The organism is Flavobacterium myungsuense (genome assembly GCF_042677265.1).
Taxonomy (GTDB): domain Bacteria; phylum Bacteroidota; class Bacteroidia; order Flavobacteriales; family Flavobacteriaceae; genus Flavobacterium; species Flavobacterium myungsuense.
Genome location: NZ_JBHTIZ010000011.1, coordinates 201,420 through 227,577 on the forward strand (window position 1 = coordinate 201,420; position 26,158 = coordinate 227,577).

Genomic DNA, 26,158 nt, shown 5'->3' on the forward strand with positions numbered 1-26,158 from the left:
TATACCCTTTATGGGATACTACCATTAACCCCCAATGGCTATCATACTTCGATTATCCTGATTTAAAATAGGATTGTTTACATCATCAAAAGTATCCATTCCTGCCCTTACTTTCTTTTTATTTTTAATAGCAAATGAGATCAATTCTTCGAGGTTTTCTTCGTTCCTGAATGATGTTAACAAATCGGTTTCTGAATTAGAGAACAGACAATTTTTTATTTTACCGTTAGCTGTCAGTCGAATTCGATTACAGCCATCACAAAACGGATTTGTAATTGAGCTAATGATACCAAAAGTTCCTAAATATCCTTTTATTTTAAACTCCCGAGCGGTAAAGTTTTCTTCATCTTCTAATTTCTGTACATCCAATTCAGTAAAATTATGCCGCACTTGATTCAGAATTTCTACCTGAGAAACCATTTTGCTCCTATCCCAATCGTTGCCAGCAAAAGGCATGAACTCTATAAACCGAATGGATAGCGGCAAATATTTAGTTAATTTAATAAAATCTATAATTTCATTTTCATTAAAACCTTTTATCAAAACAACATTTACTTTTACTTTAAAATCGTTATTTAATAATAAATGTAAGTTAGCGATAACTTTTTCGAATTGATTTCGGAGTGTAATAGAATAAAATTTAGATGCAATTAAAGTATCTAAACTCAAATTGATTTTGGTTACTTTACTTTGCTTTAAAACAGCAATATGTTTGTCTATAAGAATTCCGTTTGTGGTAATCGAAATCTCGGTTTGAAGCGAAGCCAGTTTGGTGATAATATCCGGAAAATCTTTTCTTAACAAAGGCTCACCTCCCGTTAATCTTATTTTATCGACACCATTAGTAACGAATAATTGAGCAATTGAATAAATTTCGTCAGCAGTCATTAAGCTTTCCTTTGGACTTAATACAATTCCATCTGCTGGCATACAATACGAACAACGCAAATTGCATTTCTCTAGTAACGAAATTCGCAAATAGTTATGCTTACGACCAAAATCATCCGTTAAAATTGAATTATTTGGCATCATGATTTTTCCCTTTTAAAATATGAAAAACATGCAATACATGAGGAAAAATAGCATCCATAGATTCTTTTGCTCCATTGGTTGAACCAGGCAAAGCCAAAACTAAAGTATTGTCTAAAGTTCCTGCAACAGTTCTTGAAAGCATTGAATAAGGCATTCGGTCTTGTCCGTATTTTCGAACCGCTTCTTCAATACCGGGAATCCTAGTTTCTAATAAAGTTTGTAAGGCTTGCGGAGTAACATCTCTGGGTGAAAGCCCCGTTCCTCCTGTAAAAATGACCAACTGATTTTCTTTTGCATACCCTTTTGTGCGTTCTTGAATGATATCTATTTCATCAGGAATAATCTCATAATGTGTCGTTTCAACACCAAAAGAGTCTAATTTTTCTACTATTATTTTTCCAGATCGATCTTCTTTATTTCCTGCAAAAATAGAATCGGAACATACAAAAACAGCTGCTTTAATTGTTGACGGAAATTGGTCTTTAAATGATGATTTTCCGCCTTCTTTACTTATTAATTTAATGGTCGAAATTTCAATATTTTTATCAATAGGTTTTAGCATATCATACATCGTCAACGCTACAATTGATGCGCCGTGCATGGCTTCGACTTCAACTCCCGTTTTGTAGATTGTTTTTACCTTGAAAATAATTTCGACACTTAATTGTTTTATTTCATATTCGACAGAAGTAAACTCAATAGGAATAGGATGACAATCTGGAATAGACAAATGGGTGTTTTTTACTGCAAATAATCCAGCTGTTTTTGCCATTTCAAAAACATTTCCTTTAGGAACAGTATTATTAACAAGAGCGTCTATCGTAGCTTGATGACTAACAAGTACTGTTGCAGATGCAGTTGCTGAGCGGAGTGTACTTACTTTTTGAGTAATATCAACCATTTATAAAGTGTTTTTTTTCCATACAAAATCACTATTCTCGAAAAGCTCTTTTCCAAAAATAGGCACATCCGTTTTAATCCAATTTACAATGGCTTCTGTTGCTTTGTAAACTTCCTTTCTTCTTGTTGCCGAAACAAATACAAACAAACAAATTTCGCCAGCTTTTACAACTCCTAAACTATGATAAATATGCATGCAAATTAAATCAAATTCAGCAAATGCTTTCTCTCTAATGAGGCTCATTGCTTCGTCAGCCATTTCTTCATAGGCTGAATATTCAATTGCAGAAACTATATTTCCCTCTATTGCATCAGCTCGAACTTGTCCTAGAAATATATTATGCGCACCTATGGTTTGTTTCGATTGATGTTTTGCAATAGATTGCCCAATAAATTCTGCAGCTATTGGTCCGTGTAGAAAAACAGTTTTTTTACTCATACTATAAATTATTTATACTTTAAAAAGCAGAAACGGATTCATTATTTATCATTTTTTCAATAGCATTTGCGCCACCAACAATGCTTTGCGCCCTATTGAAATTATTTTTTCTAAGAATTTCAACTGCATTTTTACTTCTAACTCCCGATTGACAAAAAACAAAGAAAGTTGTTTCGGTATTTAATTTGTGCAACTCGAATTCTAATTGTTTTAATGGAATTTGAATACAATTATTAATTTTTAGTTTCGGATATTCATCTTCATTTCTAACATCAACAAATACCACTTCAGGATTATTTATTTGTATTAATGCTTTTGATACTTCAATTTCTATACTTGCACTTTCAATTTCTGAATATTTATAATGAAATGATGCTTTATGTATTGTACTGTCCGATTTTAAAATGTCAAATTTATGCTGTTCATTGTTCAAAAAATTATAAACTAACAATTTACCGCTCAAGATTTCTCCTATTCCTAAAATCATTTTCAAGACTTCATTTGCTTGAAACATTCCAATAATCCCAACAGAAACTCCTAAAACTCCAGCCTCATTACAGTTACTAACCTCATTGCTCTCCTGAGGAAACAAGCATTTATAAGTGGGTCCATTTTGATAATTAAAAACAGAGACTTGTCCTTCAAATTTATACACCGAGCCGTAAACAAACGGTTTATTGGTTTTGGAACAAGCATTATTAATTAAGTACTTGGTTTTTATATTATCTGTCCCATCAACAATAATATCATAGTACTCAAATAAAGAAATTGCATTTTTAGAATTTAATTTTTCGGTAATTGCATTTACTTTTACAGATGGATTTAATGCTAAAGCCATTTCTTTTGCCTCTAGTGCTTTGCTTTTTCCTATTGAATTATTTTTATAAATTACTTGGCGCTGCAAATTGGTAAGTTCTATAGTATCATCATCAATAACACCAATTTCTCCAACGCCAGCAGCTGTTAAATAGGGTAAAACAGCCGTTCCTAGTCCGCCAATTCCTACAATCAAAACTTTAGCATCAAGCAATTTTTGTTGTCCAATGTCTCCTACTTCAGGAAGTATTATTTGTCGGTTGTAACGCGTTTTTTCCATAAATTTATGGTTGAAAATAGTTATTTCTAAATATTAATCCATTTAAAATCTCACATTTTATCCTCCCGAAAATGGAGGTAATAAGGCAATAACATCATTTGATTTTAAACTATAATCATAAGGTTTTGGCATCATTTTTTGATTAATTGCAACACTAAATGACAAATCGCTTAATTGGTATTTCTCCTCCAAGTTCGATAACAAATCTTTTAATGACTCATTTGAGATAGAAACTTCCTCGCCTTGACTTTTAGTTTTCTCTGCTATTGCACCAAAATATTTTACTGTTATCATTCTATAATGTTTAAATTTTGAAAAATAAATTCATCTAATTCATTTTCGTTTTTTAAATAAGAAGTCAATTGTGAAATATTTTTAACTACTTCGCCAATTACTATAATTGCTGGAGAAGCCATTTGATGCTCCTTAACTAATTTTGATATGGAACTAATAGTTCCAATCACTTTCTTTTCTGAGTTTTTAGTCCCGTTTTGAATTATAGCAACTGACAAGTCATCTTCTCTGTTTTCTTTATAAATTGAGATAATTTCGTCTAATTTATTCATTCCCATCAATATAACAACTGTTGCTGTCGATTGTGACGCTAAAGTTACATCTGTAGACAATTTGTGATCCGATGTAGTACCCGTAATTACCCAGAAACTTTCGGAAATACCTCGTTGAGTTAGGCTAATTCCGTTTGTGGCGGGAACTCCTAATGCTGATGAAATACCAGGAACAATCGCTGTTTCTATACCAAATTTCGCTACATATTCAATCTCTTCGCTTCCACGACCAAAAATAAACGGGTCACCACCTTTTAATCGCACAACATGACCAAAACGTTTTGCCATAGAAACAATTAATTCGTTTATTTGGTCTTGATTGTAGGAATGGCAACCAAAACGTTTCCCTACAAAAACAATTTCTTTTGCATTGGTATAGTGCAACAATTCCTCGTTTACAAGTGCATCATACAAAACAACATCAGCACTTTCTAATGCCTTAATAGCTTTTAAAGTAATTAGCTCTGCATCGCCAGGACCTGCTCCAACAATTGTTAACTTAGGAATATTTGAATTTTCCATTTCGTCTTTTTTTAAAAAATATTCAATTCATTTAATTCAGCTAGTGAATTTACATTTTTTTATTGATTTCTTATGTCTTAGTTTATTAGGAATACTGCCCATTTAAATTAGCAATAAAACGCATCAATTTTAATTCATTTTCATCAATATCTTGCTAAAATAGTAACTTTACACTTGCCAATACAATTACAGTTGCCAAAACATATTTAAGCGTTTTATTCGAAAAATAACCGCTACCATAATACGCTCCTAATATTCCACCAAAAACAGCTATTGGAACAAAGTAAAAACTTTGTATTGGAAATGTATCTTTTCCTATAAAAAATCCTGATAAACCGGCTATTGAATTGACAAAAATAAACAAACTAGAAATAGCTGCCGTTTCTTTTAACGTTGCCCAGCCTAAAAATAAAAGAATCGGACTTAATAGTACACCACCTCCAATTCCTAACATACCAGATAACAAACCAATACCTAAACCAATTGCCATGGCAAAAGCAACATTAATTTTAGAGTTTTGTTTTTCATGTGTATTAATAAAACCAAATAATCGTAAAGCAGCCAGAATCAAAACTATTCCTAAAAGTATTTTGTACAATTTATTTTCTAAAGGAATCATTCCGCCTATAAATGCAGCTGGAACAGAGGTTACAGCAAAAGGATAAAACAACCTGAAATTAAAAAAATCTTTTTTATAATAAAAGAAAAAAGAAATGCCAGAAACAAATAAATTAAGGAGTAAAGCAGAGGGTTTCATTACTGAAATTGGAAAAGAACAAATAGCCATTAATGCTAAATAGCCCGAAGCTCCTCCATGACCCACACTTGAATACAAAAAGGCAACTAACGCTAGTAAAACACCAAACACAATCCAAAATTCATTGCTTGCTATTGCCATTTGAAATTAATTTATTGGAATTACAGTTACTTCTTCATTTTCTGCGACAAGTTCCGTGTTGTATGGCATGTAAATCAACCCGTTTGCAGTAGCAAAAGTATTTAACATGGCTGAACTTTGACTTTCTAAAACAGTGACGGACTCATCATTATAGAATCCTTTCAAAAATAATGATTTTCCAGTTGTATTTTGGAACGGAGTTTTGATTTTTCTTTTAATTTTATTTAAATGAACTGAATCAAAACCCATTGTTTTTTTTAATGCTAAATGAACATAAATATAAAAACATGACAATGCAGATGCTGGGTTTCCTGGCAAAGCAAAAACTATTGTTTTGTCTTTCTTTCCAAAAAACAAGGGTTTTCCTGGTTTTTGATTTATGGTATAAAACAATTCTTCTACTCCATTGTACAAAAGGGCTTCTTTTACAAAATCGTAATCTCCAACTGAAATTCCGCCAGAAACTAAAACCACATCAAACTTAGAAAGGCAATTTTGCAAAGTCTTTTTTGTATTTTTTAAATTATCTTTTACACTAAATGTTTTTATTTTATTTATACCAACACCTTGTAAAGCAACTTTAAGCATTACCGAATTACTTTCAAATATTTTCCCCTTTCCTAATTTTTTACCCGCTTTTACCAATTCATTTCCTGTAACAACTATAGCAACTTTTGGTTTTTTATATACATTTATTTCTGTAATTCCCAAACAGGCCAAAAAGCCTATTGCTGCTGGGGTTATCAAAGTGTCCTTTTCTAAAACAAGTTCTTCTTTTTTAATTTGCTCCCCTTTACTTCTAACATTTGTAAGAGCATTCGGTTTCTTTATAATTGTAATAGTTTGTTCATTTCTTTGTGTATGCTCTTGCATAACTACTGTATCTAAACAATCAGGAACATATGCACCAGTAAAAATACGTATAGCTTGATTTTTCTTGATTTGTTCATTAGAGAAATTACCCGCTTGAGAAACACCTACAATATCAAACTGATTAAGTTCACTAAACGAAAAAGCATAACCATCCATTGATGATTGTCTAAAAGGGGGCATATCAATTGGAGAATAGATAGTTTCAGCCAAAATAAAACCAAGTGACTTATGCACTTTAATTTTCTTAATTGGCATTTTACAGCTATTTTCTGAAATAATCGACAAGGCTTGACTAACTTGAATCATACAATTAAAACTAAGTAAAAATACTTAAAAACAAATATAAGTGAAAAACAATCAACCCAATAAAAAAATATATTTAACAAATAAAAAACCCATCAATTTGTATTGATGGGTTAATATAGTAGCGGGAACAGGACTCGAACCTGTGACCTTCGGGTTATGAGCCCGACGAGCTGCCTACTGCTCTATCCCGCGCTGTTTCGAGTGCAAATATACAACGAATATTGATACTTGCAAGTTAAATATTTAATAAAATTTATTTATTTCTATTTGTTTAAAAATCAGTGATTTGAAAAAAATTAGATGGAATAAAAAAACCATCACCTTTCGATGATGGTTCAAACCAATTTATTAAAATATTCACCAAAATATTATTCCTCATTAGCTAAAGCCGAATTTTTGTCTTTAACTTTTAAAACAACTGCCAATCCCTCATTATTAATCATTGTCATATTTAACGTGTCTAACTGCGCTAAGTTTTTAGAAACAAATCCGCTAAACATATTATACGATATATTCATCTCTTTTAAATTATTTAGCTTTTCTATATCAAAAGGAACTTGTCCTTCCATTTTGTTATCAAATAAACTTAGGGTTTCCAATTGAGTTAAATTCGCAATCTCATCCCCTAATTTTCCAATAAATTTATTACTATTTAAAAGTAATGTTTTCAATGATTTAAGTTGAAAAATAGAAGACGGTATTTTACCTTCTAACTCATTATTAAATAAAGATAACGTTTTTTAATTTGCCAGATTTCCCATTTCTGAGGGCAAAACTCCTGATAATTGATTCATAAACAATTGAATGTTTTCTAAAGAATTTAATCTTCCTATTGACGATGGAATTGAACCTGATAGTTTATTGAAAGAAATATTTAATTCTCTTAATTCTTTCATATTTCCTATTTTAGACGGAATAGTTCCAGAAATATTATTTTTAAACAATATCAAATTTTTCAAATGAATCAAGTTTACAATTTCAGAAGGCAAAACACCGCTTAAATTATTATTTGATAAATCTAATTCTAAAACTTTATCATTTTGCACTTTAACACCATACCAGGCAGAAACTGGCTTGTTGAAATCCCATTGTTTTTTCCATTGATTTCCGTTAGTAGCAATGTACAATTTAACTAATGCATCTTTTTCAGAAAAAGAAATACTTGCACTAATTGTAAGCGTAAAAAATAACATTAAGAGTAGAGAAGCTGCATTTTTCATAATCATAATTATTTATTCATTGATGGTATAAAAATAAAATAAAAATCGACTATAATCAAAAATAATCGATAAAATACATATATTAAAATATTTTGAATTATTTATCTTACAAATTAAATTGTTTTTGAATGTTGTAAATTTTAAGCTATTATTGAAAAATTTATATAAAGAAGAAAAAATGGAATTAAAACAACCAGATTTATAAATATTAGATTAGTATTCTAAGCTCAAAAGTTTATGAATTTAAAATGTACTATGAGTATTGAAAAAAGCATGTAAATGAGGAAAACTAAAACCAACAATGATATACAGCTACACATAATATTATATCGACTTCAATAAAAAAAACCATCAACTTACGTCAATGGTTTCTAACCAATTTAATATAAAATATTCACCAAAATATTAATCTTCAGATGCAAGTGCTGAGTTCCTATCCATTTGAACTGGCAACACTACTGCTACTCCTCTATCATTTATCATAGTCATGTTTAAAGTATCTAATTGTGCTAAATTTTTAGAAACTAAACCACTAAACATATTGTATGAAATATTCATTTCTTTTAAATTATTTAATTTTTCTAGATTAAAAGGAATTTGACCATCCATGTTATTTTCAAATAAACTTAAATTTTCAAGCGAAGTTAAATTTGCAACTTCATCACTTAATTTACCCGTTAAGTTGTTACTATTCAATAATAAAACACGCAAAGACTTCATTCCGTATACAGAACTTGGAATTTCTCCCTTAATTTGATTATTAAATAAAGAAAGTACTTTTAATTCTTTTAAATTTCCAATTTCGGTTGGCAATTCACCAGAAAGTTTATTCATAAATAACTCTATTGATTGTAAATTAGCGATTTCAACAATAGACTGAGGAATACTACCCGATAACTTATTGAAAGCCAAATTAAAAGTCTTTAATTGACTTAAATTACCTATTGAAGTAGGAATTATCCCTGAAATATTGTTTTTGAAAAGATTTAATTTTTGAAGATGTACAAGATTACAGATCTCAACAGGTAACTGCCCAACTAAATTATTGCTAGAAAGATCTAATGATACAACTTTGTTTTTTTGTAACTTTACTCCATACCAAGAGGACACTGGCGCATTTATATCCCATTTATTTTTCCAGTTACTACCATTAGTAGCATTGTATAACTTTACTAATGCTTCTTTCTCAGAAACTGAAACATTTGCCATCACAGAAGATGAAACGACTAAAAACAAGAATAAAATAGAAATCTTTTTCATAATAATAGTTTTTGCAATTATTGATGGTGTAAATGTACACGTAAAGACGATTATGTGCAAATAAAATCGATAAAAAGCAACATATTACAATAAAATAATGTATATTTCTTACAAATATTATTGTTTGTAAAAAAGAAGATTAAAATAAATAAATAAATAATCAAAGAAACTTATAATTAATCAAAAAAGCCGAATTTGATAATGCAACTCATAAAAAAAACATTTTGGATAACCTTTTTAACACTTTTACCTGCCTCTTTATTTACTCTTGTACTAGGTAAATAAGGCATCATTTGGAAACATTTGGATTAAAATCAGGAATGACCGAAGATAAAATGAAAGGATCTAATATGATTATGATATATGTTCTTTCAATTTTTTAAGATTTTTAGTAATTCATCAAACTAGAGTTCTGGGCATGAATGGTGGCGAACCATCTAAAGCTTTACCTACATATAAGGGTTTATGAAAGATTATGGTACTGTATTTAGAACATTTAAAAATGGAGCCACACGTATTTATGACTGGTTTGTTTATTACACTTCCTATTACTAGAGTTAACACACTTTATGAAAGAAGAAGTTTTAAATATGTAGAACTAAGTGGTGGATATTGAGTTTTTTAGTTTATGATTATGAGCGGAATTATATGCTTGATGCAATAGTTTTAAAAATTTAATTAACTCTCAATTGATTATTTTTTTAATCGAGAGTTAATTTTACAATTCATTTATAGCTTTTGCTAAATCAAAATCTTTTATGGTAAGTCCATTTGCATCGTGGGTTGTTAATCGAATGGTAACTTTATTGTAGCAATTTGTCAATTCTGGATGATGATTCTTTTTTTCTGATAAAACTCCTACTTGAACAATAAACGCTAAGGCTTGCGAAAAATTTTTAAATGTAAAGTGTCTTTCTATTGCATTGCTTCTATACTCCCAATTCGTGAGATTTTTTAATTCTTCTTTGATAATTTCCGTGTCGAGTGTTTTCATAGTTTTTATTATAAAATTAGGTTAAAAAACAATAAGTTACATTAACATTAACTTAATTGTTTAATTTTGACCAACAGCAATCACGATTTGAAAACTCCGTTAACTTTCGAAATTTATTCAACCTCTAAAGAACTTCCTCCTATATGGAATAAAATTGCTAAAGAAAACATTTTCTTAACTAGTTCCTATCTTGAAATACTAGAAAAAGCAGCGCCAAAAAACATGAATTGCTTTTTTATTGGAGTTTTTAAAAATGAAACATTAATTGGCATTGCGCTATCTCAGTTTTTAGATTTAAATAAACTAGAATCCTTTGGAGAAAGAGATAAATGTCTTAAAACTATGATTCGGAATTTTGCCTTTAAAAAATTTAGTTCACATGTTTTATTTATAGGTAATAATATGTTGACTGGTCAAAACGCTTATGCTTTTAGTGACGATATAGATACGGGAGAAGGAATAAAAACAATACATCAAGCAGCAACTTCATTAATAAAAATTTTAAAAAAAGAGAAAATAAAAGTACATCTATTGACTTTTAAAGATTTTTATCAAGAAGACCTAAAGACTTTTAATCTATCCGATTTCAATCACTTTTACCAATTTTCTACGCAACCCAATATGGTTCTGCAAGTCACAAAAAATTGGAAAACAGAAAATGATTATATCAATTCTTTATCCAAAAAATATCGGGATCAATACAAACGAGCTCGAAAAAAAGCAGAAGGCATTGAAAAAAGAAGAATGAATCTCAAAGACATCATTGCAAATGAAGATATCATTCATGAATTGTATTTTCATGTTGCTAAAAACGCTCCTTTTAATACTTTCTTTCTTCCAAAAAATCACTTTAGAGTTTTTAAAGAACAATTACATGACAAATTTCTATTTTATGGATATTTCATAAATGATAAATTAATAGGTTTTAATACTTTAATAAAGAATGGGAAAGTTTTAGACACTTACTTTTTGGGCTATGACGAAGCCCTACAAAAAGAGAAGATGCTTTATTTAAATATGTTATACGACATGATTGCTTATGCTATAAAAAAAGATTTTAAGGAAATTGTTTTTGCAAGAACAGCATTAGAAATTAAAAGTTCTGTCGGAGCAAAACCAATAGAAACCTTTGGCTTTATAGAACATTCAAATGCATTGATTAACAGCAATATGAGTAAACTATTTAACTATTTGGAACCAAAAACCATCTGGAATAATCGAAATCCGTTTAAATAATTTTTTCGAGACTTTATGGAATTGCTACTTTTATCATTTTGTGCAAAACTGTAATATCAAGACGAGTTTTTACACCGCAGTATTCCCCATCCATTTGAAAGCTAATCGGAAAATTAGTTGTAATTGTTGCTTTATCCGTTGAGATAATTTCTATATCTTCAGAATTAATTGGCATATTTCCAGTAATTATTTTTCCTAAAACGATTAAATCTAAATTTTTCAAAATCACTAATTCAAACTTTCCATCATTCATTTCTCCGTTTGGATTTATTATTATTCCTGAACCATACTTTTTGGCATTAGCAATCACAATCATTCTTGCTACACATTGTATTGTTTTATTATTAGCAGTAATTGTAGCAGTAAAAGGCTCCTCTATTTCAACAATGGTGGTTAATATTTGTAAAGCATATCCCCATTTTCCTCGAACAAGACTCTTTTCATAGTTTTTAATAAGTTCAGCATTAAGTCCTAAATCACTTAAATGCATGCTTTTTTCATTATTAATTTCTATAACATCAATCTCAAAATAATCATTTAGGAAAGCTATACTTAAATTTTCTTCCAGTGTCTCTGGTAAATTTAAATCGGCGGCTAATCCATTAGAAGAACCTGATGGCAAAATTCCGAGAATTACATTTTCTTTTTCTATAGCCTCAGCAACCATTTTTATTGTTCCATCACCTCCAGCAACAATGATTCTTTCGGGATTATAAGTGTCAAAAAGGGCTTTTATTTTTGGAATATCATTTTGTCCAGAAGTTTTATAAATATAGAGTTTACATTTTACATTTTTTGCAAAACGTTTTGTAGCATTTATTAATTCCGTTTTATCGATTGCTCCAGAAATTGGATTAACAACCATTATGACATTCTTTTCCAAACTTTAATTTCATTTATTCATTAAAAACAATTAAATTTAAACTCCTATCAAAATTACTACTTTAAATGAAACCAATTTTGAAATTATATCGTGGTTATGCTAATGAGCAAGAATTAATTGTGATGGGGCATGTTTTCAAGCCAACTTCAATAAAAGATTATGATTTTCAGAAGAAAAATCTAAAAAACGCTACTTCAATAATTAATATGTTTCGAATAAAAACTCAGTCCAATGCTGATGTTTATTTAGAACACAATAACACAAAAATTCATACGAAAACCCTAAAAGACGGCTATTTTAAGTTTTGCGTACCTCTAGATAAAATTGATAATTATGGTTGGATTGAATACAAAGTAAGCATTGTATATAATCATAAAACAATAACAACAAAAGAAAGTTATATTCATCCTCACAAAGGAAATTTAGGAATTATATCTGATATTGATGACACCTTTTTAGTCTCTCACTCGCTAAACCCTATTAAAAAATTATATATTCTATTATTTAAAAACATTAACAACAGAAAAATTTTTAAGGATGTTGTCTCTCATTATCAAGCTTTGAGTTCATCAGGAAGGTCTAATAATGAGGAGAAAAATGCTTTCTTTTATGTGTCAAGCAGCGAATGGAATTTATACCGCTTTATAACAAAATTCACGGAAATTCATCAATTGCCTAAAGCGGTTTTATTGTTAAAAGATATTAAAACTAGTTTGACTGATTTCTTTTTTACTAGTAGCAATCACAATCATAAATTTGAAAAAATTAAACACATTTTGGAGTTTTATCCAAATTTAGAATATGTTTTATTAGGAGATGACTCTCAAGACGATCCGCTTTTGTATGAAGCTATTTGCAAAATATTTCCAGTAAGTGTTAAAGCTGTTTATATTAGGCAAACGGGGAACCATAAAAAGAAGGCAGCAATTGATGTCTTGAACACTTTAGAAAGCTTGAAAGTAGCTGTTTGCTATTTTAAAAACAGTAGTGAGGCTATCACACATTCTAAAGCAATTGGAATTATATAAAATAGTATCCCTGAAATTTTATATTAGAATAAAAGAAAAAACAGAAAAGACAACTCTTAAATGGTGCTTTTTTGATGTTTTATAAGTTGGTAAATTCCAAAAATAGCCAAAATCAGTTCTCCAATTGTTCCCATTGAAAAAATCAAAGAAGGTAATCCATCAATAATTAAGCTTATAACTCGTCCAAGTGCTAAACCTAACATGAAAATAATATTAGCTATTGTGGCTGCGTACCAATAATTTTGTTTAAGAATTCCTAGAATCCAAAGTACAGAAAAGCAAAGATACAATCCCATGATGGCTTTAAAGATATTGGCTTCGTCAATAGAATTTATGGTAACATCAAAAAGCAAATGTGGTTGAAAGCCGTAAACCAAAGCAACAGGAATTACTATAAGTATTGAAATTAATAGATGTACGTTTTTTCTATTTCCTATTTCTTTAATCATACTTCAAAAGTATGAAAAATTGTCATTTGAAAACTGTATTTATAGCCCCGATTGCAATGGAAACCCTTTTTTGATAAAATGTATTTTTTCATGAAAATTCAGAACGACCAACGGAAGTTCCTGAATTTGCCTAGAAAAAACCATTTTAGATAAAAAGGTTGAAATGAAAAGCGGGAGATGGCTCTTGAAAATGAAAAAAACTTTACAAACTATCAATTTCTTCTTGAACCAATTCCCAATCTAATAGCAATTGGTCTAACTCTTTCTTTTTTTTGTTGTACGCCATAAAAAACTTAGCGTCTTCTATGTGTTTGTCGTAATTAGAAGCCAGCATTTTGTCGTCGTGTTGAATGTCTTTCTCTAATTGCTTGATTTGACTTTCAACCTTACTCAATTTGTTTTGCAAGGATTTTCCTTTTTTCTGATCTTCGTAGGATGCTTTGTTGCTTTCTTTAGCTACTGTTGCCTTTTGAGCATCTTTTTTCTCAACTTCGCGCATGTTTTCCATGTTACGCTGCTCTAAGAAATAATTGATGTCACCTAAATATTCTTTGATTTTTTGGTCTTTAAATTCATAAACCAAGTTTGACATTCCTTGTAAAAAATCTCTGTCGTGAGATACTAGTAATAGAGTTCCTCCAAATTTTTGCAGTGCTGCCTTCAAAACATTTTTAGATTTTATATCCAAATGGTTGGTAGGCTCATCCATTAGCAATACATTGATGGGTTGCAGTAACAATTTGCATAATGCCAAACGGTTTCTTTCGCCTCCAGAGAGGACTTTTACCTTTTTCTCGACATCGTCGCCACGAAACAAGAATGAACCTAGCATATCGCGCACTTTCATTCTGTTGGTATCCATTGCGGCATCTTCCATGGTTTGTAGTAGTGTAATTTCGCCATCGAGATATTCTGCTTGATTTTGAGCGAAATACCCCAACTGTACGTTGTGTCCTAATTTAATTGAACCTTGATACTCAAACTCATCAACTATAGCTTTAATAAAAGTAGATTTTCCTTGACCGTTTTGCCCAACAAAAGCAATTTTGCTTCCCCGTTCTACTAGTAAATTAATATCTTTAAGAATAACTTTATCCCCATAACTTTTAGTAACATTATCTGCTTCAATAACAACTCTTCCTGGCTCTTTCGAAACTGGAAAAGTAATGTTCATTACTGAATTATCGTCTTCATCGACCTCAATGCGCTCTACTTTATCTAATTTCTTAATTAACGACTGTGCCATAGAAGCTTTGGAAGCTTTAGCACGAAATTTTTCGATTAATTTTTCGGTTTCTTCTATTTTCTTGGCTTGGTTTTTTTGGGTTGCCAATTGTTTTTCGCGAATTTCATGACGTAATTCAAGATATTGAGAATAGGGTTTATTGAAATCATAAGCCTTACCAAGAGAAATTTCGATGGTTCTGTTGGTTACATTGTCTAAAAACATTTTATCGTGCGAAACAATTACTACAACTCCTGGGTAATTTCTGAGGAAACTTTCTAACCAAATGATACTTTCAATATCCAAGTGATTGGTTGGCTCATCAAGAAGCAATACGTCATTTGCTTGCAATAATAATTTAGCCAATTCTATTCGCATTCGCCAACCACCAGAAAAAGTCTCGGTTTGATTATCGAAAACTTCTCGTTTGAATCCTAAGCCTAAAAGAATTTTCTCAGTATCTCCTACATAATTGTAACCACCTAATAGTTCAAAGCGATGGTTATAATCGGATAAATCTTCAATAATTTGACTGTACTCTTCACTTTCATAATCAGTTCTAGTAACCAATTGATGATTGATTTCTTCTAATTTTTTTTCAACAATCTTAATATCAACAAATGCTTCATAGGCTTCTTCAAGAACGGTTCTGCCTTGCTCAAAATCGATATCTTGACGTAAAAAACCCATTCGAACTTCCTTTTCGGTAGCAATACTTCCTGAATCTGGTTCGAAATCTTTTGCTAAAATTTTAAGCATGGTCGATTTTCCGGCACCATTTTTACCTACTAGACCAACACGGTCTCCCGCTCCTAATCGGAAAGTTACTTCTTCAAATAAATATGAACCTCCGAACGAAACGGATAAATTATGAATATTAAGCATAGTTTGTGACTAATGTTACATTGATAGCAAACTAAAAATGTACCTTTGTTAAAATTAATTGCAAATGTTAAAAAAAGGATCCAAACTAAATAGTATTTTAACAGGAAGTTGTCCTAGATGCCAAAATGAAAGCATGTATGTAGATAAAAATCCCTATCATTTAAAGAATGTGTTAAAAATGAATGAAAACTGCAGTAGTTGTGGTTTAAAATATCAAATAGAACCTTCTTTTTTTTATGGTGCCATGTATGTAAGCTATGGATTAAATGTAGCGCTTGGCATTGGAACATTCATAATTACCTCTGTTATGCTTCATAAAAGTTTAAAGTTTTCTTTTATAAGTATAATTTTGGCAATTCTTTTTTTAACACCCCCAGTTTTGAGATGGTCGAGAAACATATACATTAATATGTTTGTTTCCTATAATGCAAATACCAAAAAATAATTTATTTTTTCTTTTCGTATCTTTCTATATTGATATCTTTGGGCAGTGGGATTCCTGATTCAATTGATTCGAATAATAACTTTGCAAGAGTTGGCCCTAGCATTACCCCTCTGGTTCCTAAACCGTTCAAAACATGAATGTTTTTGAATATGTTATGAGTTCCAATTAATGGTTTTCTGTCTTTTACCGTAGGGCGAACTCCAGCAAAATGAGAGACAATTTCAAAATCACAGTTAAGAATTTCTTTAATTCTACCTATAAGTTCTTGTTTACCTTCATCAGTTGGCGTATTGGTTTTATCTTCCCAATTATATGTTGCACCAACTTTGAATAAATTATCGCCTAAAGGCAGGATAAAAACACTTGTATTTACAATTACATTTAAATCTAGCTTTGGAGATTTGATTATTAACAATTCACCTTTTGTGCCGTCTAATGGTAAATGATTAAAATAAGGATTAGAATGCATACCAAAACCTTCTGCGAAAACAATATGCCTTGCCAAAATATCTTTATATTCTATACCATTCGAATTTGATTTTAAAACGGAATAATTAAATGAATCGTTTAATAGTAAATTATTATTGATTAAATAAGATTTGTATTTTTCTATTAATAAAGCAACATCAACATAGCCTGTTTGTTTTACTTCACCAAAATCAAAAGGAGAATCTAGTCCAATAATTTTTTTTGTAATTAGATTTGTAGAGAGAAATGGAGATAAATTCTTTTTGTCCGATGCGACAAACCAATTATTTTGTTCTTCTATAGAAAAGAATTTTCTAAATATTGGCATTTTAAAATCAACTTGAATTCCAAGTTTACATTCTAATTTTGTATAAAAACTCGTTAATTCATTTAGCTGTTCTTGAGCATTCCAAATAGGTGTAAATCTTTTTAAGATTACCGGATTGTATAAGCCACCTGCTACTTTAGAAGAAGATGCGCTATCATTATCAATGACTAAAACTGACTTATTATTATTTAGTGCGGTTTCTGCAAACGCAATACCTGCCAATCCTGAACCTATAATTAAATAATCTATCATGGTCTAAAATTAAAAAAACTCTTATCAATGATAAGAGTTTTAGTATAAATTGTAATTACTTTAGTAATTCCACATATCTTGTTCAAAATCACGAATCTTGTCTTTAACTCTTTCAGATTCTAATAATTGCATCTGCGAATTCTCTTTCATATACTCAGCAATTTCTCTATCACCATATACATTTTCTTCTTTATAAACAACGGCATTAAAGCGTCTTGAATTTAAAAGATGGTCAAAAGTAATTGGCATGGCTGAGTTTCTATCATTAAAAGCTTTTGCTTCATGAAGTACATCTCTGACCGCAGGAAAATAAACCCAAAATAATTCAATTAAATCTTGATTCTCAGCTCCTATTTCTTTCGCTTCTGGTGATATTGGACAAATACCTAAAAGTCTATATTTTAATTCACTTTGACGTTTGTCAAAATACCAATATCCCTTAATTTTATAATCAGATATGTCAATAGCACCTAACTCTTTAGTATTTATATACTGAGGATCTAAAACTTTTTTACCCGATTTGTAATCTTCAGGAAAGTTATTTATTTCTTCTTTACCTGCATCTGTTGTATCGACATATGTAAATGAAGAACTCATATCCTTAAAGGTCTTTTTAGTATTGAAATAACTATCAGTATATACTTCCGTAATTTTACCTTCTTTTATACCTTTTAATAAAACATCAAATAAAGATCTTCTTTCTTTACCAATATTTGCGGTATCAATTGGATAATACAATGGAAAGTTAATTCTTTCATCTAAGTCAATAGTTTCCCAAATGGTTTTACCCAACAAGACGTCTCTATCGTGAACATAACCATAAGCTAATGGTTTATCATTATCAGATATTAGTTGTGCTGGCGTTTTCTTTCCGATTTCAGAAGGCACTTTTGCATTAAGCAAGTTAGACTGAGCAAATGAAGAAAAACTTCCAAAAACAACAGCTATAACGATTAAAAAATTTCTATACTTCATGATTTAAAATTTTAAGTTATGATAAGTCAATAACGTTTTATAACTTAAATTATTATTGGATTTCGTAAGTAACTGGAGCCGTTCTTGATAGCAAAATATCAGACCCTTCTAATTTAGTTTTGATGTCTGAAATTACTATTAGATCACCTCTTCCTGCTTTTGCAAGTGCAGCTTTACATTGCGCATTTACTCTATCGCCATTTACAATTACAGTTGCTTGACCTGTTACTTTTAAGCTAAAAGAAGTAACTTTTAATTTAACTTCAAAATCAAAGTCTAACATTTTAGCGGTGATTTGAGATACTTCTAAACGTGATTTAGCACCTTTAACAGAACCGTAATCCCCACCAATACATCCAGTCGGCGCAGGTATACTTTTAATTCTAAAAACTTTCTTATCGGATACTGTTTTGCCGTCAGGTAGTTTAGCATTAACATTTATAGCTAATTCCGTACCAGAACCAGGACGTATTTCATATTTTCCGGTACCACTTGCTTTAGTCATGCCAGGAGCACTAGCAGTTACATCTTTATCAGAAACACCAGCAAATGATATCGTCATCGGGTTAGTAACACCTCTATACACAACATTCATCTTATCTGCAGAAATGGTTGCTGAATTAGGTCTAGGTACTACAACATATTTACCTTCAAATTTCAAAGGCACTGGTTTTCCATCTTCCATAAATGAGAAAGTACCGTTAATCGTCTTTTCACCAACACCACCAGCAGTCATAGAGATTACGGCTTGTCCGTTCTCAATTTTACCCGGCCCTGAGAAGCTAGTAGGAACAGTATTTGCATCATATTTTCCTAATACCACTTTACCCTTTACGGTTTCACCCTCAAAGAATACATTCTTTTCTAAAATTACCATTGCTTGAAAATTTTTCAAAGAAGCTGCTTGAGCAATTGTATTTCCAATTAATGCATTGTAAATATCTTGTTCGGTTGCATGAACATCATTTTCCATACTAGTCAATTTTGCAATTGAAGCAACTGCTGGAAAAGATTCAAAATGATACGATAAATACTTTTTAGAAACACCGTCTTTATCTTTTACATTGTCTAAATTAAATTTAGTTTTGATATTATTAATAATTGGTTGATACTTAACATCATTTCCAAAAACAGCAATAATGTCTTTTTTATAATTTTCAATAGTAGAAATTATTTCTGTACCTTTTGGAGAATAACCGTCTCCTTTAAACCAATTTTCATCGATGTAACTCCCTTTATCCATTGCTTCATAAGGCAACTTTCCTGTTTTCTCATCTCTTTCAAATTCTTTAGAAACATCAGCTTTTAAATTAGCAAGGTAAACGTAAAGTTTTTTAGAAATAGCTTGAACTTCATTTGCTTTATCCAAAGGAGCCTTAAAACGTGTTGGTTCATCTTCAGCTTTTTGTTCTAAAGTAGATAATAAACTTTTATTATATTCTTCAGAAAACTTATTAACACCTTCAAACTTCTCATTCATCAAACCGAATGCGGTTAATACTTCTTTTGACATATTTAATGCCAACATTGCGATGAAAACCAAGTACATCAGGTTAATCATCTTCTGCCTAGGGGTTAATTTTCCTCCTGCCATTTTTTCTAGTTAATTTTGATTTATATTAAAAATGTAGTGAGATACTAATTCCCTTTATTACTCATTGCAGAAAGCATTCCACCATAAACATTGTTCAATGAAGACAAGTTAGAGGTTAATGACTGCATTTGATCTTTTAGTTTTAAATTGTTTTCAGCAACTTCATTGTTTATTTGTGCGTTTCTTGAAGCACTTTCTAATTGAATTTTGTACAAACTATTCAATGACTCCATTTGAGCTGAAGCTAAATTTAGTTCTTCACTGTATTTCTTAGTTGAAGCTATAGAATCTACAGTAGGAGATATTCCCTTTGCAGCCGATTCGAAATTTTTAATACTATCTCCTAGGCTTGACATCAACTCAGCATCGATCTTAGCTTCTTTCAACATAGCATCTAATTTTTGAGAAAGCAATCCTTGAGCATCGGCCGAATCTTCTTTCTTAGCTGATTTTCCTTTAGCTTCACCACCTGCCAATTCAGGATAAACTAAAGACCAATCTAATTCTTTGTCAACTGGATCAAAAGCAGATAAACCAAAAATTAATGCTTCAGTCATAAGACCAATAATTAATAATGCACTTGCACCAGGCCAGTGTTGTATTTTAAATAATGCCCCTACGATTACTACTGCTGCTCCCATTCCGTAGGAGAAATTCATTACCTTTTTGCTTAAAAATGCCATAATAAAAAATTTAATTGGTTAAGTTAATTTAATTTGTTGAGTTTAAAATTTATCTTTTAGGTGCTTTTCCAGTAGTCACTGTTCCCATATAATCCTGAACGGTTCTAAAACCGATATAGCTTCTTGCAGTATCCGCGTATTCGAAATCACGTGTTCCTACTTGTAAAAAATAAGCCACATCTTTCCAAGATCCACCTCTAACTACTTTTCGCATGTTTTTTAAATCTCCTACACTAGGATTCATACTAGAAACATACTCGTATGCACCAGCATCATAAGAAGAATCTGTCCATTCAGCCACATTACCAGCCATGTTATAAAGATTATAACCATTAGGTTCGTAAGATTTTGCCTCTACAGTGTATAAAGCCTGATCTGCAGCATAATCACCTCTATTCGGCTTGAAGTTTGCAAGAAAACAACCTCTATCATTTTTAGAATAAGGACCTCCCCAAGGAAAAGTTCCAGACTCTAAACCTCCTCTAGCAGAATATTCCCATTCGGCTTCAGTAGGTAATCGGAAAGTGTTAATTAGATCTCCACCTTTCTTTTTAGATTTGATGTAAATATTCTTTTTTAAGGTTCTCCAAGCACAAAATGCTTTAGCTTGTTTCCAATTTACTCCAACAACTGGATATTGAGAGTACGCTTCATGCCATAAATAATCATTGTGCATAGGCTCGTTATAAGAGTAAGAAAAATCTTTTATCCAAACAGTTGTATCAGGATACACCTTAGTCTGCTCTGTTTTAATAAAATCTTTTCGCTTACCTGTTTTAGCTTTAGCTGCTGCCTGAATATCCATCCAAGAATAACGGAATTTTAATTTATTTACATCTATAGTTCTCAAACCGTTGAAAGATTCTGCTACTGGAAGATACATTGTATCCATAACTTCAGTGTAATACTCGTCTGGATATTTAGAAGTATCTGTAATTAATTTTACTTTTCTATTTAATTTCCTTCCAGCATAAGCATCATCAGCCGTGCCTACACTGTAATAATTTTCATACATATACTTATCATACGCTGTCATTTTTGCAGGATCAGCATCGTTAAAAGCGAAATCAGCAATACTTCCTGAGCTTTTTCCTCCTTTACCTTTAGCGCCCCCACCAGCAGTACCTCCGCCCCCAACTTCATCAGCTAGAATCGCTAAGCGCACTCGCATTGTTGAATCTTTAACCCATTCAACAAACTCACGATACTCGCTGTTAGTAATTTCAGTTTCATCCATATAAAATGATCTTACAGTAACCGTTTTTGTTGGAGCATCTTGCACATTAGCTAAATCATCATCTGATTTACCCATAATAAATGCACCTCCAGGCACTAAAGTCATACCAAAAGGTTTTTCAGGATTCCATTTTTTTCCTTTAACTCCAACTAATTCACCTTTGTCACCTGATCTGCCACAACCTACCAGCAACGCTGAAATGACTGTAAAAGCAATTAATTTTTTCATATAAATCTGGGTTATGTATGTATTCATATTTTAAGGGCGTAAACCTATTTATTTTTTTTTTAAAAAGCAACTATTTATTTAAATATGTGTTAAATAATAACACAAAACTAATTTTTTTAAATTATAAAAAAAATATTTTACCGATTAAATGCGTTATTTCGCGACTAACTACGCTAAAAATGCATTTTTAGATGTATTTTTCTTACTTTTATGATTAATATATCTCTTTTTTATGTCAATCTCATTAAAGATTATTCTTTCTTTGCACTTTCCACCATCTCTCAGGTAATTCCTGATTGCAAGCCGACAAATATTCATCATAAGAACAAGGTAATAACGTATTTCTTTTTAATTTATTGTTTGATACTGAATTAAAAGAAACTTCTAACCACCATCTATCTGTTTTATTACTTTTATAAAAAACTAATTCTTCATTGTCAAAAGGAATGATGAACTTAAGGTAATTTTCTTTATCTCCGAAAGGATACTCATTTGACCTATAATGAAAACCTTCAATAAAATACCAAATAATTTGGGCTATCAAAACTGCTTCTTGCTCAGAATTGTTATGGTTAAAGACACCGAACGAAGAAACCTTATCGCTTATTCCTGAATATCTAGACAAAGAACATATTTCTTTTCCAGTAAAACCGTTAGGTGTAAATGTAATAAAATTACCTGAATCAGATGATTTTACAGATGTTAAATCTACTACAACGATATCGGCATCTCTAAAGACTGGTTCAGCTATTGCTATATTGTTTGAAACATCACCCAACCTGTAAGCATCGAAAAACAATTTTTCAATTAAATCTATTTCTTCTTGAGAGTTATAATAGGTTTGAAAACCAATATTACTATAATTAAAAAGGTTGTTTGGTTCGTTTAAAATAATATTAGTTAAATAAGATGTTGCATAAACAAACTCGTTCTCTTTTCCAAAATCGAATTTACTATCGATGGCAACTAAATTTACCATTTGCTCTAATTGGTCATAGGCTCTATACATAGGATAGGTCAAATCTTGCGAACCTCCAATAATTATAGGTAAAATTTTATTTTTAATTAAAGTTTCTGAAACTTTTTGTAAGGCAAAATAAGTATCTTCTTTTGAGTTTCCAGAATTTATGTCTCCTAAATCTGCTATAGACACTTCCCAATTACCAGGATACAAACTGTATAATTCTTTTCTAATATGAAATAGACTAACGTCACTTATGGCATTTGCATCTCCCCTATTCTCAATAACACCAATTACAGCAATTTTAATTTTATCTAAATCTGGAAAATCCGATTTTGTGTGCAAAACTATTTTGCTACCCAAATGCTGGGAAGAAAGTTCATTAACAAAATCTAATATATCACTATTTAAAGGAGAAAGAAAATCAAATTCCATTTTTTATTTCTTTTTTGTAGCTTTCTTTTTAGCTAAAGGTTTTTTTGCTGATGTAGCTTTTTTTGCAGGAGACTTCTTTTCAATCATTTCTTGAACTTCGGCCAATGTTAATTTTGACGCATCAATGTCTTTACTTAATTCTATTTTAATTTTACCTTTAGTGATTTCTGACCTTCCCCATCTTGCTTTTTGAACTAGAATTCCTTCAGCTTCCCAATTATGAATTACTTTATCAATGTTTTTTTGAAGTTTATCTTCAATTATTGTTTCTATATCTTCTTGAGACAAATTATTGAAGTTGTATTTCGTACTTACATTTATAAATATACCATTCCATTTAAGAAAAGGACCAAATCTTCCCGTTCCTTTTTGAACAGCTTCTCCTTTATATACTGCAATTGGCGCATCGGCTGAAGCTTTTTCATCAATTAAAACTTTGGCTCTTTCTAAATCTACATCTAATGGTTCTTCTCCTTTTGGTAAGGAAACAAATACTTTTCCAAATCTAATAAAAGGTCCAAAACGACCTAAACTTACTTCAACTTCTTCTCCTTTATATGTACCTAACACTTTTGGAAGCAAAAATAGATTCAGTGCTTCTTCGAGGGTAATATTGCCTATATTTTGTTCTGGTCGCAAACTTGCAAATTTCTTTTCTTCGTCATCAACATCTCCAATCTGAGCCATCGCGCCAAATTTCCCTAAACGAACTAAAACCGTTTTTCCTGATTCTGGATGCTTTCCTAAAATTCGTTCACCACTTTCTCTATCAGCATTGGCTTCCACATCTTTTACGTTGGGATGAAATTTATCATAAAACTCTTGCATCATAATTGTCCAATTAATATTTCCTTCCGCAATTTCATCAAAATCTTGTTCTACCTTAGCAGTGAAATTATAATCTAAAATAGCACCAAAATTCTTTACCAAAAAATCGGTAACAATTGTTCCGATATCCGTTGGGACTAATTTACCTTTATCGGAGCCTGTATTTTCTTTTAAAGTTTTATCAGTAACTTTCCCCGACTGCAAAGTCAATTGGGTATAGTTTCTCTCTTGTCCTTCTAAGTTTCCTTTTTCAACATAATTTCTATTAATAATAGTAGAAATAGTTGGCGCGTAAGTTGAAGGACGACCTATTCCTAATTCTTCTAATTTTTTTACTAAAGAAGCTTCAGTATATCTAGCCGCAGCACGAGAATATCTTTCGGTTGCAGTAATGTAATTGTTTTGTAACTTTTCATTGACTTTCATGGCAGGTAGCATTCCTTCTTGCTCATCTTCATCATCATCATTTCCCTCTAGGTATACTTTTAAGAACCCTTCAAATTTAATTACTTCTCCAGAAGCAGTAAAAATTTCACCATGATTATTGGCTACGATTTTAACGTTAGTTCTTTCCAATTCAGCATCACTCATTTGTGAAGCTAAAGTTCTTTTCCAGATTAAATCATACAACCGTGCTTGATCACGGTCAATATTTACAGTATGCCTAGACATATCTGTTGGGCGAATTGCTTCGTGTGCTTCTTGTGCTCCTTTACTTTTATTTACAAATGTTCGAGGTTTTGAAAATTCCTTTCCGTAAGATTTAATAATCTCTGCTTGAGCAGCTTCCATAGCATCTTTCGAAAGGTTAACGCTGTCTGTTCTCATATATGTAATCAATCCAGCTTCGTATAATCGTTGTGCCAATTGCATAGTAATTCCAACAGGTAAGTACAGTTTACGAGCTGCTTCTTGTTGCAAAGTTGAAGTCGTAAAAGGCCCGGTTGGTGTTTTCTTTGTAGGTTTAGTTTCTAAATCAGAAACTTTATAAGACGAGCCAATATTATTATTCAAAAAATCTTGGGCTTCTTTTTTAGTATTAAAATTCTTTGGTAATTTAGCTTTAAAAGTTTTGCCTGCTTCGTTTACAAATTCTGCAACTACCGAATAACTTGCAATGGCTTTAAAGTTTTGAATTTCACGTTCTCTTTCAACGATTAATCGGACTGAAACCGATTGCACTCTTCCGGCAGACAAACCTCCTTTAATTTTTCTCCACAATACTGGCGATAATTCATAGCCCACCAATCGATCTAAAACTCTTCTCGCTTGTTGTGCATTTACTAAATTGTAATCTATTTCTCTTGGATTATCAATAGCTTTTAAAATAGCCGATTTTGTGATTTCGTGAAAAACAATTCTTTTCGTTTTATTCTTGTCTAATTTTAATTCTTCCGATAAATGCCAAGAAATAGCTTCTCCTTCACGATCTTCATCACTTGCTAACCAAACTATATCGGCTTTTTTTGCTAATCCTTTAAGTTTAGTAACCAATGCTTTTTTATCGGCCGAAACTTCGTATTTCGGTTTGAATCCGTTTTCGACATCTACCCCTATTTCTTTGGAAGGCAAGTCTGCAATGTGACCATAACTAGATTCAACTTGGTAATCTGATCCAAGAAATTTTTCGATGGTTTTTGCTTTTGCTGGTGACTCAACTATTACTAAATTCTTTGCCATTGGTTTGTTTTTCTGGAACAAAAGTAGAAGATTTTTTTAAATATCATCAGTTTGAATAAATTTTTGGCCTTTTTAAATCTAAAAAAAAGTTTTGAAATTTTGGAGACTGATATTTAGTCTTGAATAATGAATAAAGCTATTTGAGCAATCAAGAAAGGATTTCTACAACTAAAAACACAAACAAGTCTTTCACAATCAACAAGTAACTTAATTTAAAAACAGGACTTAAATA

The 26,158-nt window shown here is 31.0% G+C and carries 25 protein-coding genes and 1 tRNA gene; 3 read left to right on the forward strand and 23 right to left on the reverse strand.

Annotated features, from left to right (window positions below; genetic code table 11):
- Positions 1–24 precede the first annotated feature (24 nt).
- The 13 genes from moaA to ACFQ0S_RS04515 all read right to left on the reverse strand — a co-directional run bounded on the left by moaA (position 25) and on the right by ACFQ0S_RS04515 (position 10,106).
- Positions 25–1,032, reverse strand: a complete 1,008-nt coding sequence (gene moaA, locus ACFQ0S_RS04455; RefSeq protein ID WP_379754435.1) for a GTP 3',8-cyclase MoaA — start codon at positions 1,030–1,032, stop codon at positions 25–27.
- Positions 1,019–1,933: a bifunctional molybdenum cofactor biosynthesis protein MoaC/MoaB gene (moaCB, locus tag ACFQ0S_RS04460; protein ID WP_379754438.1), complete on the reverse strand. Its 915-nt coding sequence runs from the start codon at positions 1,931–1,933 to the stop codon at positions 1,019–1,021. Before moaCB ends, moaA begins: the two co-directional genes overlap by 14 nt.
- Positions 1,934–2,371: a molybdenum cofactor biosynthesis protein MoaE gene (locus ACFQ0S_RS04465; protein WP_379754441.1), complete on the reverse strand. Its 438-nt coding sequence runs from the start codon at positions 2,369–2,371 to the stop codon at positions 1,934–1,936.
- A 19-nt stretch (positions 2,372–2,390) separates the two neighbouring features.
- Positions 2,391–3,467: a molybdopterin-synthase adenylyltransferase MoeB gene (moeB, locus tag ACFQ0S_RS04470; RefSeq protein WP_379754444.1), complete on the reverse strand. Its 1,077-nt coding sequence runs from the start codon at positions 3,465–3,467 to the stop codon at positions 2,391–2,393.
- A 57-nt stretch (positions 3,468–3,524) separates the two neighbouring features.
- Positions 3,525–3,761 carry a MoaD/ThiS family protein gene (locus ACFQ0S_RS04475; protein ID WP_379754447.1) on the reverse strand — a complete coding sequence of 79 codons (237 nt, stop codon included), beginning with the start codon at positions 3,759–3,761 and terminating at the stop codon, positions 3,525–3,527.
- Positions 3,758–4,555 carry a uroporphyrinogen-III C-methyltransferase gene (gene cobA, locus ACFQ0S_RS04480; RefSeq protein ID WP_379754450.1) on the reverse strand — a complete coding sequence of 266 codons (798 nt, stop codon included), beginning with the start codon at positions 4,553–4,555 and terminating at the stop codon, positions 3,758–3,760. Before cobA ends, ACFQ0S_RS04475 begins: the two co-directional genes overlap by 4 nt.
- Positions 4,556–4,709: 154 nt before the next feature.
- Positions 4,710–5,453, reverse strand: coding sequence for a sulfite exporter TauE/SafE family protein (locus ACFQ0S_RS04485; RefSeq protein WP_379754453.1), 744 nt, complete (start codon positions 5,451–5,453; stop codon positions 4,710–4,712).
- Positions 5,454–5,459: 6 nt separating this feature from the next.
- A complete protein-coding gene (locus ACFQ0S_RS04490) occupies positions 5,460–6,632 on the reverse strand; it encodes a molybdopterin molybdotransferase MoeA (protein ID WP_379754456.1) in 1,173 nt (390 codons plus the stop codon).
- A gap of 119 nt (positions 6,633–6,751) precedes the next feature.
- Positions 6,752–6,824 (reverse strand) — tRNA-Met (locus ACFQ0S_RS04495).
- Positions 6,825–7,000: 176 nt separating this feature from the next.
- Positions 7,001–7,303, reverse strand: a complete 303-nt coding sequence (locus ACFQ0S_RS04500; RefSeq protein WP_379754459.1) for a hypothetical protein — start codon at positions 7,301–7,303, stop codon at positions 7,001–7,003.
- A 69-nt stretch (positions 7,304–7,372) separates the two neighbouring features.
- Positions 7,373–7,852: a hypothetical protein gene (locus ACFQ0S_RS04505; protein ID WP_379754462.1), complete on the reverse strand. Its 480-nt coding sequence runs from the start codon at positions 7,850–7,852 to the stop codon at positions 7,373–7,375.
- A 405-nt stretch (positions 7,853–8,257) separates the two neighbouring features.
- Positions 8,258–9,112 carry a leucine-rich repeat domain-containing protein gene (locus tag ACFQ0S_RS04510; RefSeq protein ID WP_379754465.1) on the reverse strand — a complete coding sequence of 285 codons (855 nt, stop codon included), beginning with the start codon at positions 9,110–9,112 and terminating at the stop codon, positions 8,258–8,260.
- Between the two features lie 718 nt (positions 9,113–9,830).
- On the reverse strand, positions 9,831–10,106 hold the full coding sequence (locus ACFQ0S_RS04515) for a 4a-hydroxytetrahydrobiopterin dehydratase (RefSeq protein WP_379754468.1): 276 nt from the start codon (positions 10,104–10,106) through the stop codon (positions 9,831–9,833).
- Between the two features lie 87 nt (positions 10,107–10,193).
- Here ACFQ0S_RS04515 and ACFQ0S_RS04520 point away from each other — a divergent pair, with 87 nt between their 5' ends.
- The gene (locus tag ACFQ0S_RS04520; RefSeq protein WP_379754471.1) at positions 10,194–11,342 is read left to right on the forward strand and encodes a GNAT family N-acetyltransferase; all 1,149 of its coding nucleotides are present in this window, start codon (positions 10,194–10,196) and stop codon (positions 11,340–11,342) included.
- 13 nt (positions 11,343–11,355) lie between these two features.
- Here ACFQ0S_RS04520 and ACFQ0S_RS04525 read toward each other — a convergent pair whose 3' ends face one another.
- A complete protein-coding gene (locus ACFQ0S_RS04525) occupies positions 11,356–12,225 on the reverse strand; it encodes a diacylglycerol/lipid kinase family protein (RefSeq protein WP_379754474.1) in 870 nt (289 codons plus the stop codon).
- Between the two features lie 65 nt (positions 12,226–12,290).
- On the opposite strand from ACFQ0S_RS04525, the gene ACFQ0S_RS04530 reads away from it, so the two are divergent.
- Positions 12,291–13,253 carry an App1 family protein gene (locus ACFQ0S_RS04530; RefSeq protein ID WP_379754477.1) on the forward strand — a complete coding sequence of 321 codons (963 nt, stop codon included), beginning with the start codon at positions 12,291–12,293 and terminating at the stop codon, positions 13,251–13,253.
- 56 nt (positions 13,254–13,309) lie between these two features.
- Here the strand turns inward: ACFQ0S_RS04530 and ACFQ0S_RS04535 are convergent, their stop codons facing one another.
- The gene (locus tag ACFQ0S_RS04535) at positions 13,310–13,702 is read right to left on the reverse strand and encodes a DUF4345 domain-containing protein (protein ID WP_379754481.1); all 393 of its coding nucleotides are present in this window, start codon (positions 13,700–13,702) and stop codon (positions 13,310–13,312) included.
- Between the two features lie 202 nt (positions 13,703–13,904).
- Complete coding sequence (locus ACFQ0S_RS04540; RefSeq protein ID WP_379754484.1) at positions 13,905–15,812, reverse strand: ABC transporter ATP-binding protein; 1,908 nt, start codon at positions 15,810–15,812, stop codon at positions 13,905–13,907.
- Positions 15,813–15,876: 64 nt separating this feature from the next.
- Between ACFQ0S_RS04540 and ACFQ0S_RS04545 the strand changes: the two genes are divergently transcribed.
- A complete protein-coding gene (locus ACFQ0S_RS04545; protein WP_379754487.1) occupies positions 15,877–16,257 on the forward strand; it encodes a DUF983 domain-containing protein in 381 nt (126 codons plus the stop codon).
- 1 nt (position 16,258) lies between these two features.
- Here ACFQ0S_RS04545 and ACFQ0S_RS04550 read toward each other — a convergent pair whose 3' ends face one another.
- The 7 genes from ACFQ0S_RS04550 to topA all read right to left on the reverse strand — a co-directional run bounded on the left by ACFQ0S_RS04550 (position 16,259) and on the right by topA (position 25,926).
- Positions 16,259–17,305, reverse strand: a complete 1,047-nt coding sequence (locus ACFQ0S_RS04550; RefSeq protein ID WP_379754490.1) for an NAD(P)/FAD-dependent oxidoreductase — start codon at positions 17,303–17,305, stop codon at positions 16,259–16,261.
- Positions 17,306–17,365: 60 nt separating this feature from the next.
- Positions 17,366–18,280: a type IX secretion system ring subunit PorN/GldN gene (gene porN / locus ACFQ0S_RS04555; protein ID WP_379754493.1), complete on the reverse strand. Its 915-nt coding sequence runs from the start codon at positions 18,278–18,280 to the stop codon at positions 17,366–17,368.
- A 52-nt stretch (positions 18,281–18,332) separates the two neighbouring features.
- A complete protein-coding gene (gene porM, locus ACFQ0S_RS04560) occupies positions 18,333–19,874 on the reverse strand; it encodes a type IX secretion system motor protein PorM/GldM (protein ID WP_379754496.1) in 1,542 nt (513 codons plus the stop codon).
- 44 nt (positions 19,875–19,918) lie between these two features.
- On the reverse strand, positions 19,919–20,557 hold the full coding sequence (gene porL / locus ACFQ0S_RS04565) for a type IX secretion system motor protein PorL/GldL (protein ID WP_379754499.1): 639 nt from the start codon (positions 20,555–20,557) through the stop codon (positions 19,919–19,921).
- 49 nt (positions 20,558–20,606) lie between these two features.
- Positions 20,607–22,022, reverse strand: coding sequence for a T9SS ring complex lipoprotein PorK/GldK (gene porK / locus ACFQ0S_RS04570; RefSeq protein WP_379754786.1), 1,416 nt, complete (start codon positions 22,020–22,022; stop codon positions 20,607–20,609).
- Positions 22,023–22,266: 244 nt separating this feature from the next.
- Positions 22,267–23,418, reverse strand: a complete 1,152-nt coding sequence (locus ACFQ0S_RS04575; RefSeq protein ID WP_379754503.1) for a formimidoylglutamase — start codon at positions 23,416–23,418, stop codon at positions 22,267–22,269.
- 3 nt (positions 23,419–23,421) lie between these two features.
- Positions 23,422–25,926, reverse strand: a complete 2,505-nt coding sequence (topA, locus tag ACFQ0S_RS04580; RefSeq protein WP_379754506.1) for a type I DNA topoisomerase — start codon at positions 25,924–25,926, stop codon at positions 23,422–23,424.
- Between the last annotated feature and the right edge of the window lie 232 nt (positions 25,927–26,158).

Coding starts and splice junctions, on each gene's coding strand:
- moeB (WP_379754444.1), bottom strand. CDS start 3,467: ATGGAAAAAACGCGTTACAACCGACAAATAATACTTCCTGAAGTAGGA.
- ACFQ0S_RS04540 (WP_379754484.1), bottom strand. CDS start 15,812: ATGCTTAATATTCATAATTTATCCGTTTCGTTCGGAGGTTCATATTTA.
- moaCB (WP_379754438.1), bottom strand. CDS start 1,933: ATGGTTGATATTACTCAAAAAGTAAGTACACTCCGCTCAGCAACTGCA.
- ACFQ0S_RS04490 (WP_379754456.1), bottom strand. CDS start 6,632: ATGATTCAAGTTAGTCAAGCCTTGTCGATTATTTCAGAAAATAGCTGT.
- ACFQ0S_RS04465 (WP_379754441.1), bottom strand. CDS start 2,371: ATGAGTAAAAAAACTGTTTTTCTACACGGACCAATAGCTGCAGAATTT.
- ACFQ0S_RS04505 (WP_379754462.1), bottom strand. CDS start 7,852: ATGAAAAATGCAGCTTCTCTACTCTTAATGTTATTTTTTACGCTTACA.
- ACFQ0S_RS04575 (WP_379754503.1), bottom strand. CDS start 23,418: ATGGAATTTGATTTTCTTTCTCCTTTAAATAGTGATATATTAGATTTT.
- ACFQ0S_RS04535 (WP_379754481.1), bottom strand. CDS start 13,702: ATGATTAAAGAAATAGGAAATAGAAAAAACGTACATCTATTAATTTCA.
- porN (WP_379754493.1), bottom strand. CDS start 18,280: ATGAAGTATAGAAATTTTTTAATCGTTATAGCTGTTGTTTTTGGAAGT.
- ACFQ0S_RS04550 (WP_379754490.1), bottom strand. CDS start 17,305: ATGATAGATTATTTAATTATAGGTTCAGGATTGGCAGGTATTGCGTTT.
- ACFQ0S_RS04545 (WP_379754487.1), top strand. CDS start 15,877: ATGTTAAAAAAAGGATCCAAACTAAATAGTATTTTAACAGGAAGTTGT.
- ACFQ0S_RS04475 (WP_379754447.1), bottom strand. CDS start 3,761: ATGATAACAGTAAAATATTTTGGTGCAATAGCAGAGAAAACTAAAAGT.
- ACFQ0S_RS04510 (WP_379754465.1), bottom strand. CDS start 9,112: ATGAAAAAGATTTCTATTTTATTCTTGTTTTTAGTCGTTTCATCTTCT.
- porK (WP_379754786.1), bottom strand. CDS start 22,022: ATGAAAAAATTAATTGCTTTTACAGTCATTTCAGCGTTGCTGGTAGGT.
- cobA (WP_379754450.1), bottom strand. CDS start 4,555: ATGGAAAATTCAAATATTCCTAAGTTAACAATTGTTGGAGCAGGTCCT.
- topA (WP_379754506.1), bottom strand. CDS start 25,926: ATGGCAAAGAATTTAGTAATAGTTGAGTCACCAGCAAAAGCAAAAACC.
- porL (WP_379754499.1), bottom strand. CDS start 20,557: ATGGCATTTTTAAGCAAAAAGGTAATGAATTTCTCCTACGGAATGGGA.
- moaA (WP_379754435.1), bottom strand. CDS start 1,032: ATGATGCCAAATAATTCAATTTTAACGGATGATTTTGGTCGTAAGCAT.
- ACFQ0S_RS04530 (WP_379754477.1), top strand. CDS start 12,291: ATGAAACCAATTTTGAAATTATATCGTGGTTATGCTAATGAGCAAGAA.
- porM (WP_379754496.1), bottom strand. CDS start 19,874: ATGGCAGGAGGAAAATTAACCCCTAGGCAGAAGATGATTAACCTGATG.
- ACFQ0S_RS04485 (WP_379754453.1), bottom strand. CDS start 5,453: ATGGCAATAGCAAGCAATGAATTTTGGATTGTGTTTGGTGTTTTACTA.
- ACFQ0S_RS04515 (WP_379754468.1), bottom strand. CDS start 10,106: ATGAAAACACTCGACACGGAAATTATCAAAGAAGAATTAAAAAATCTC.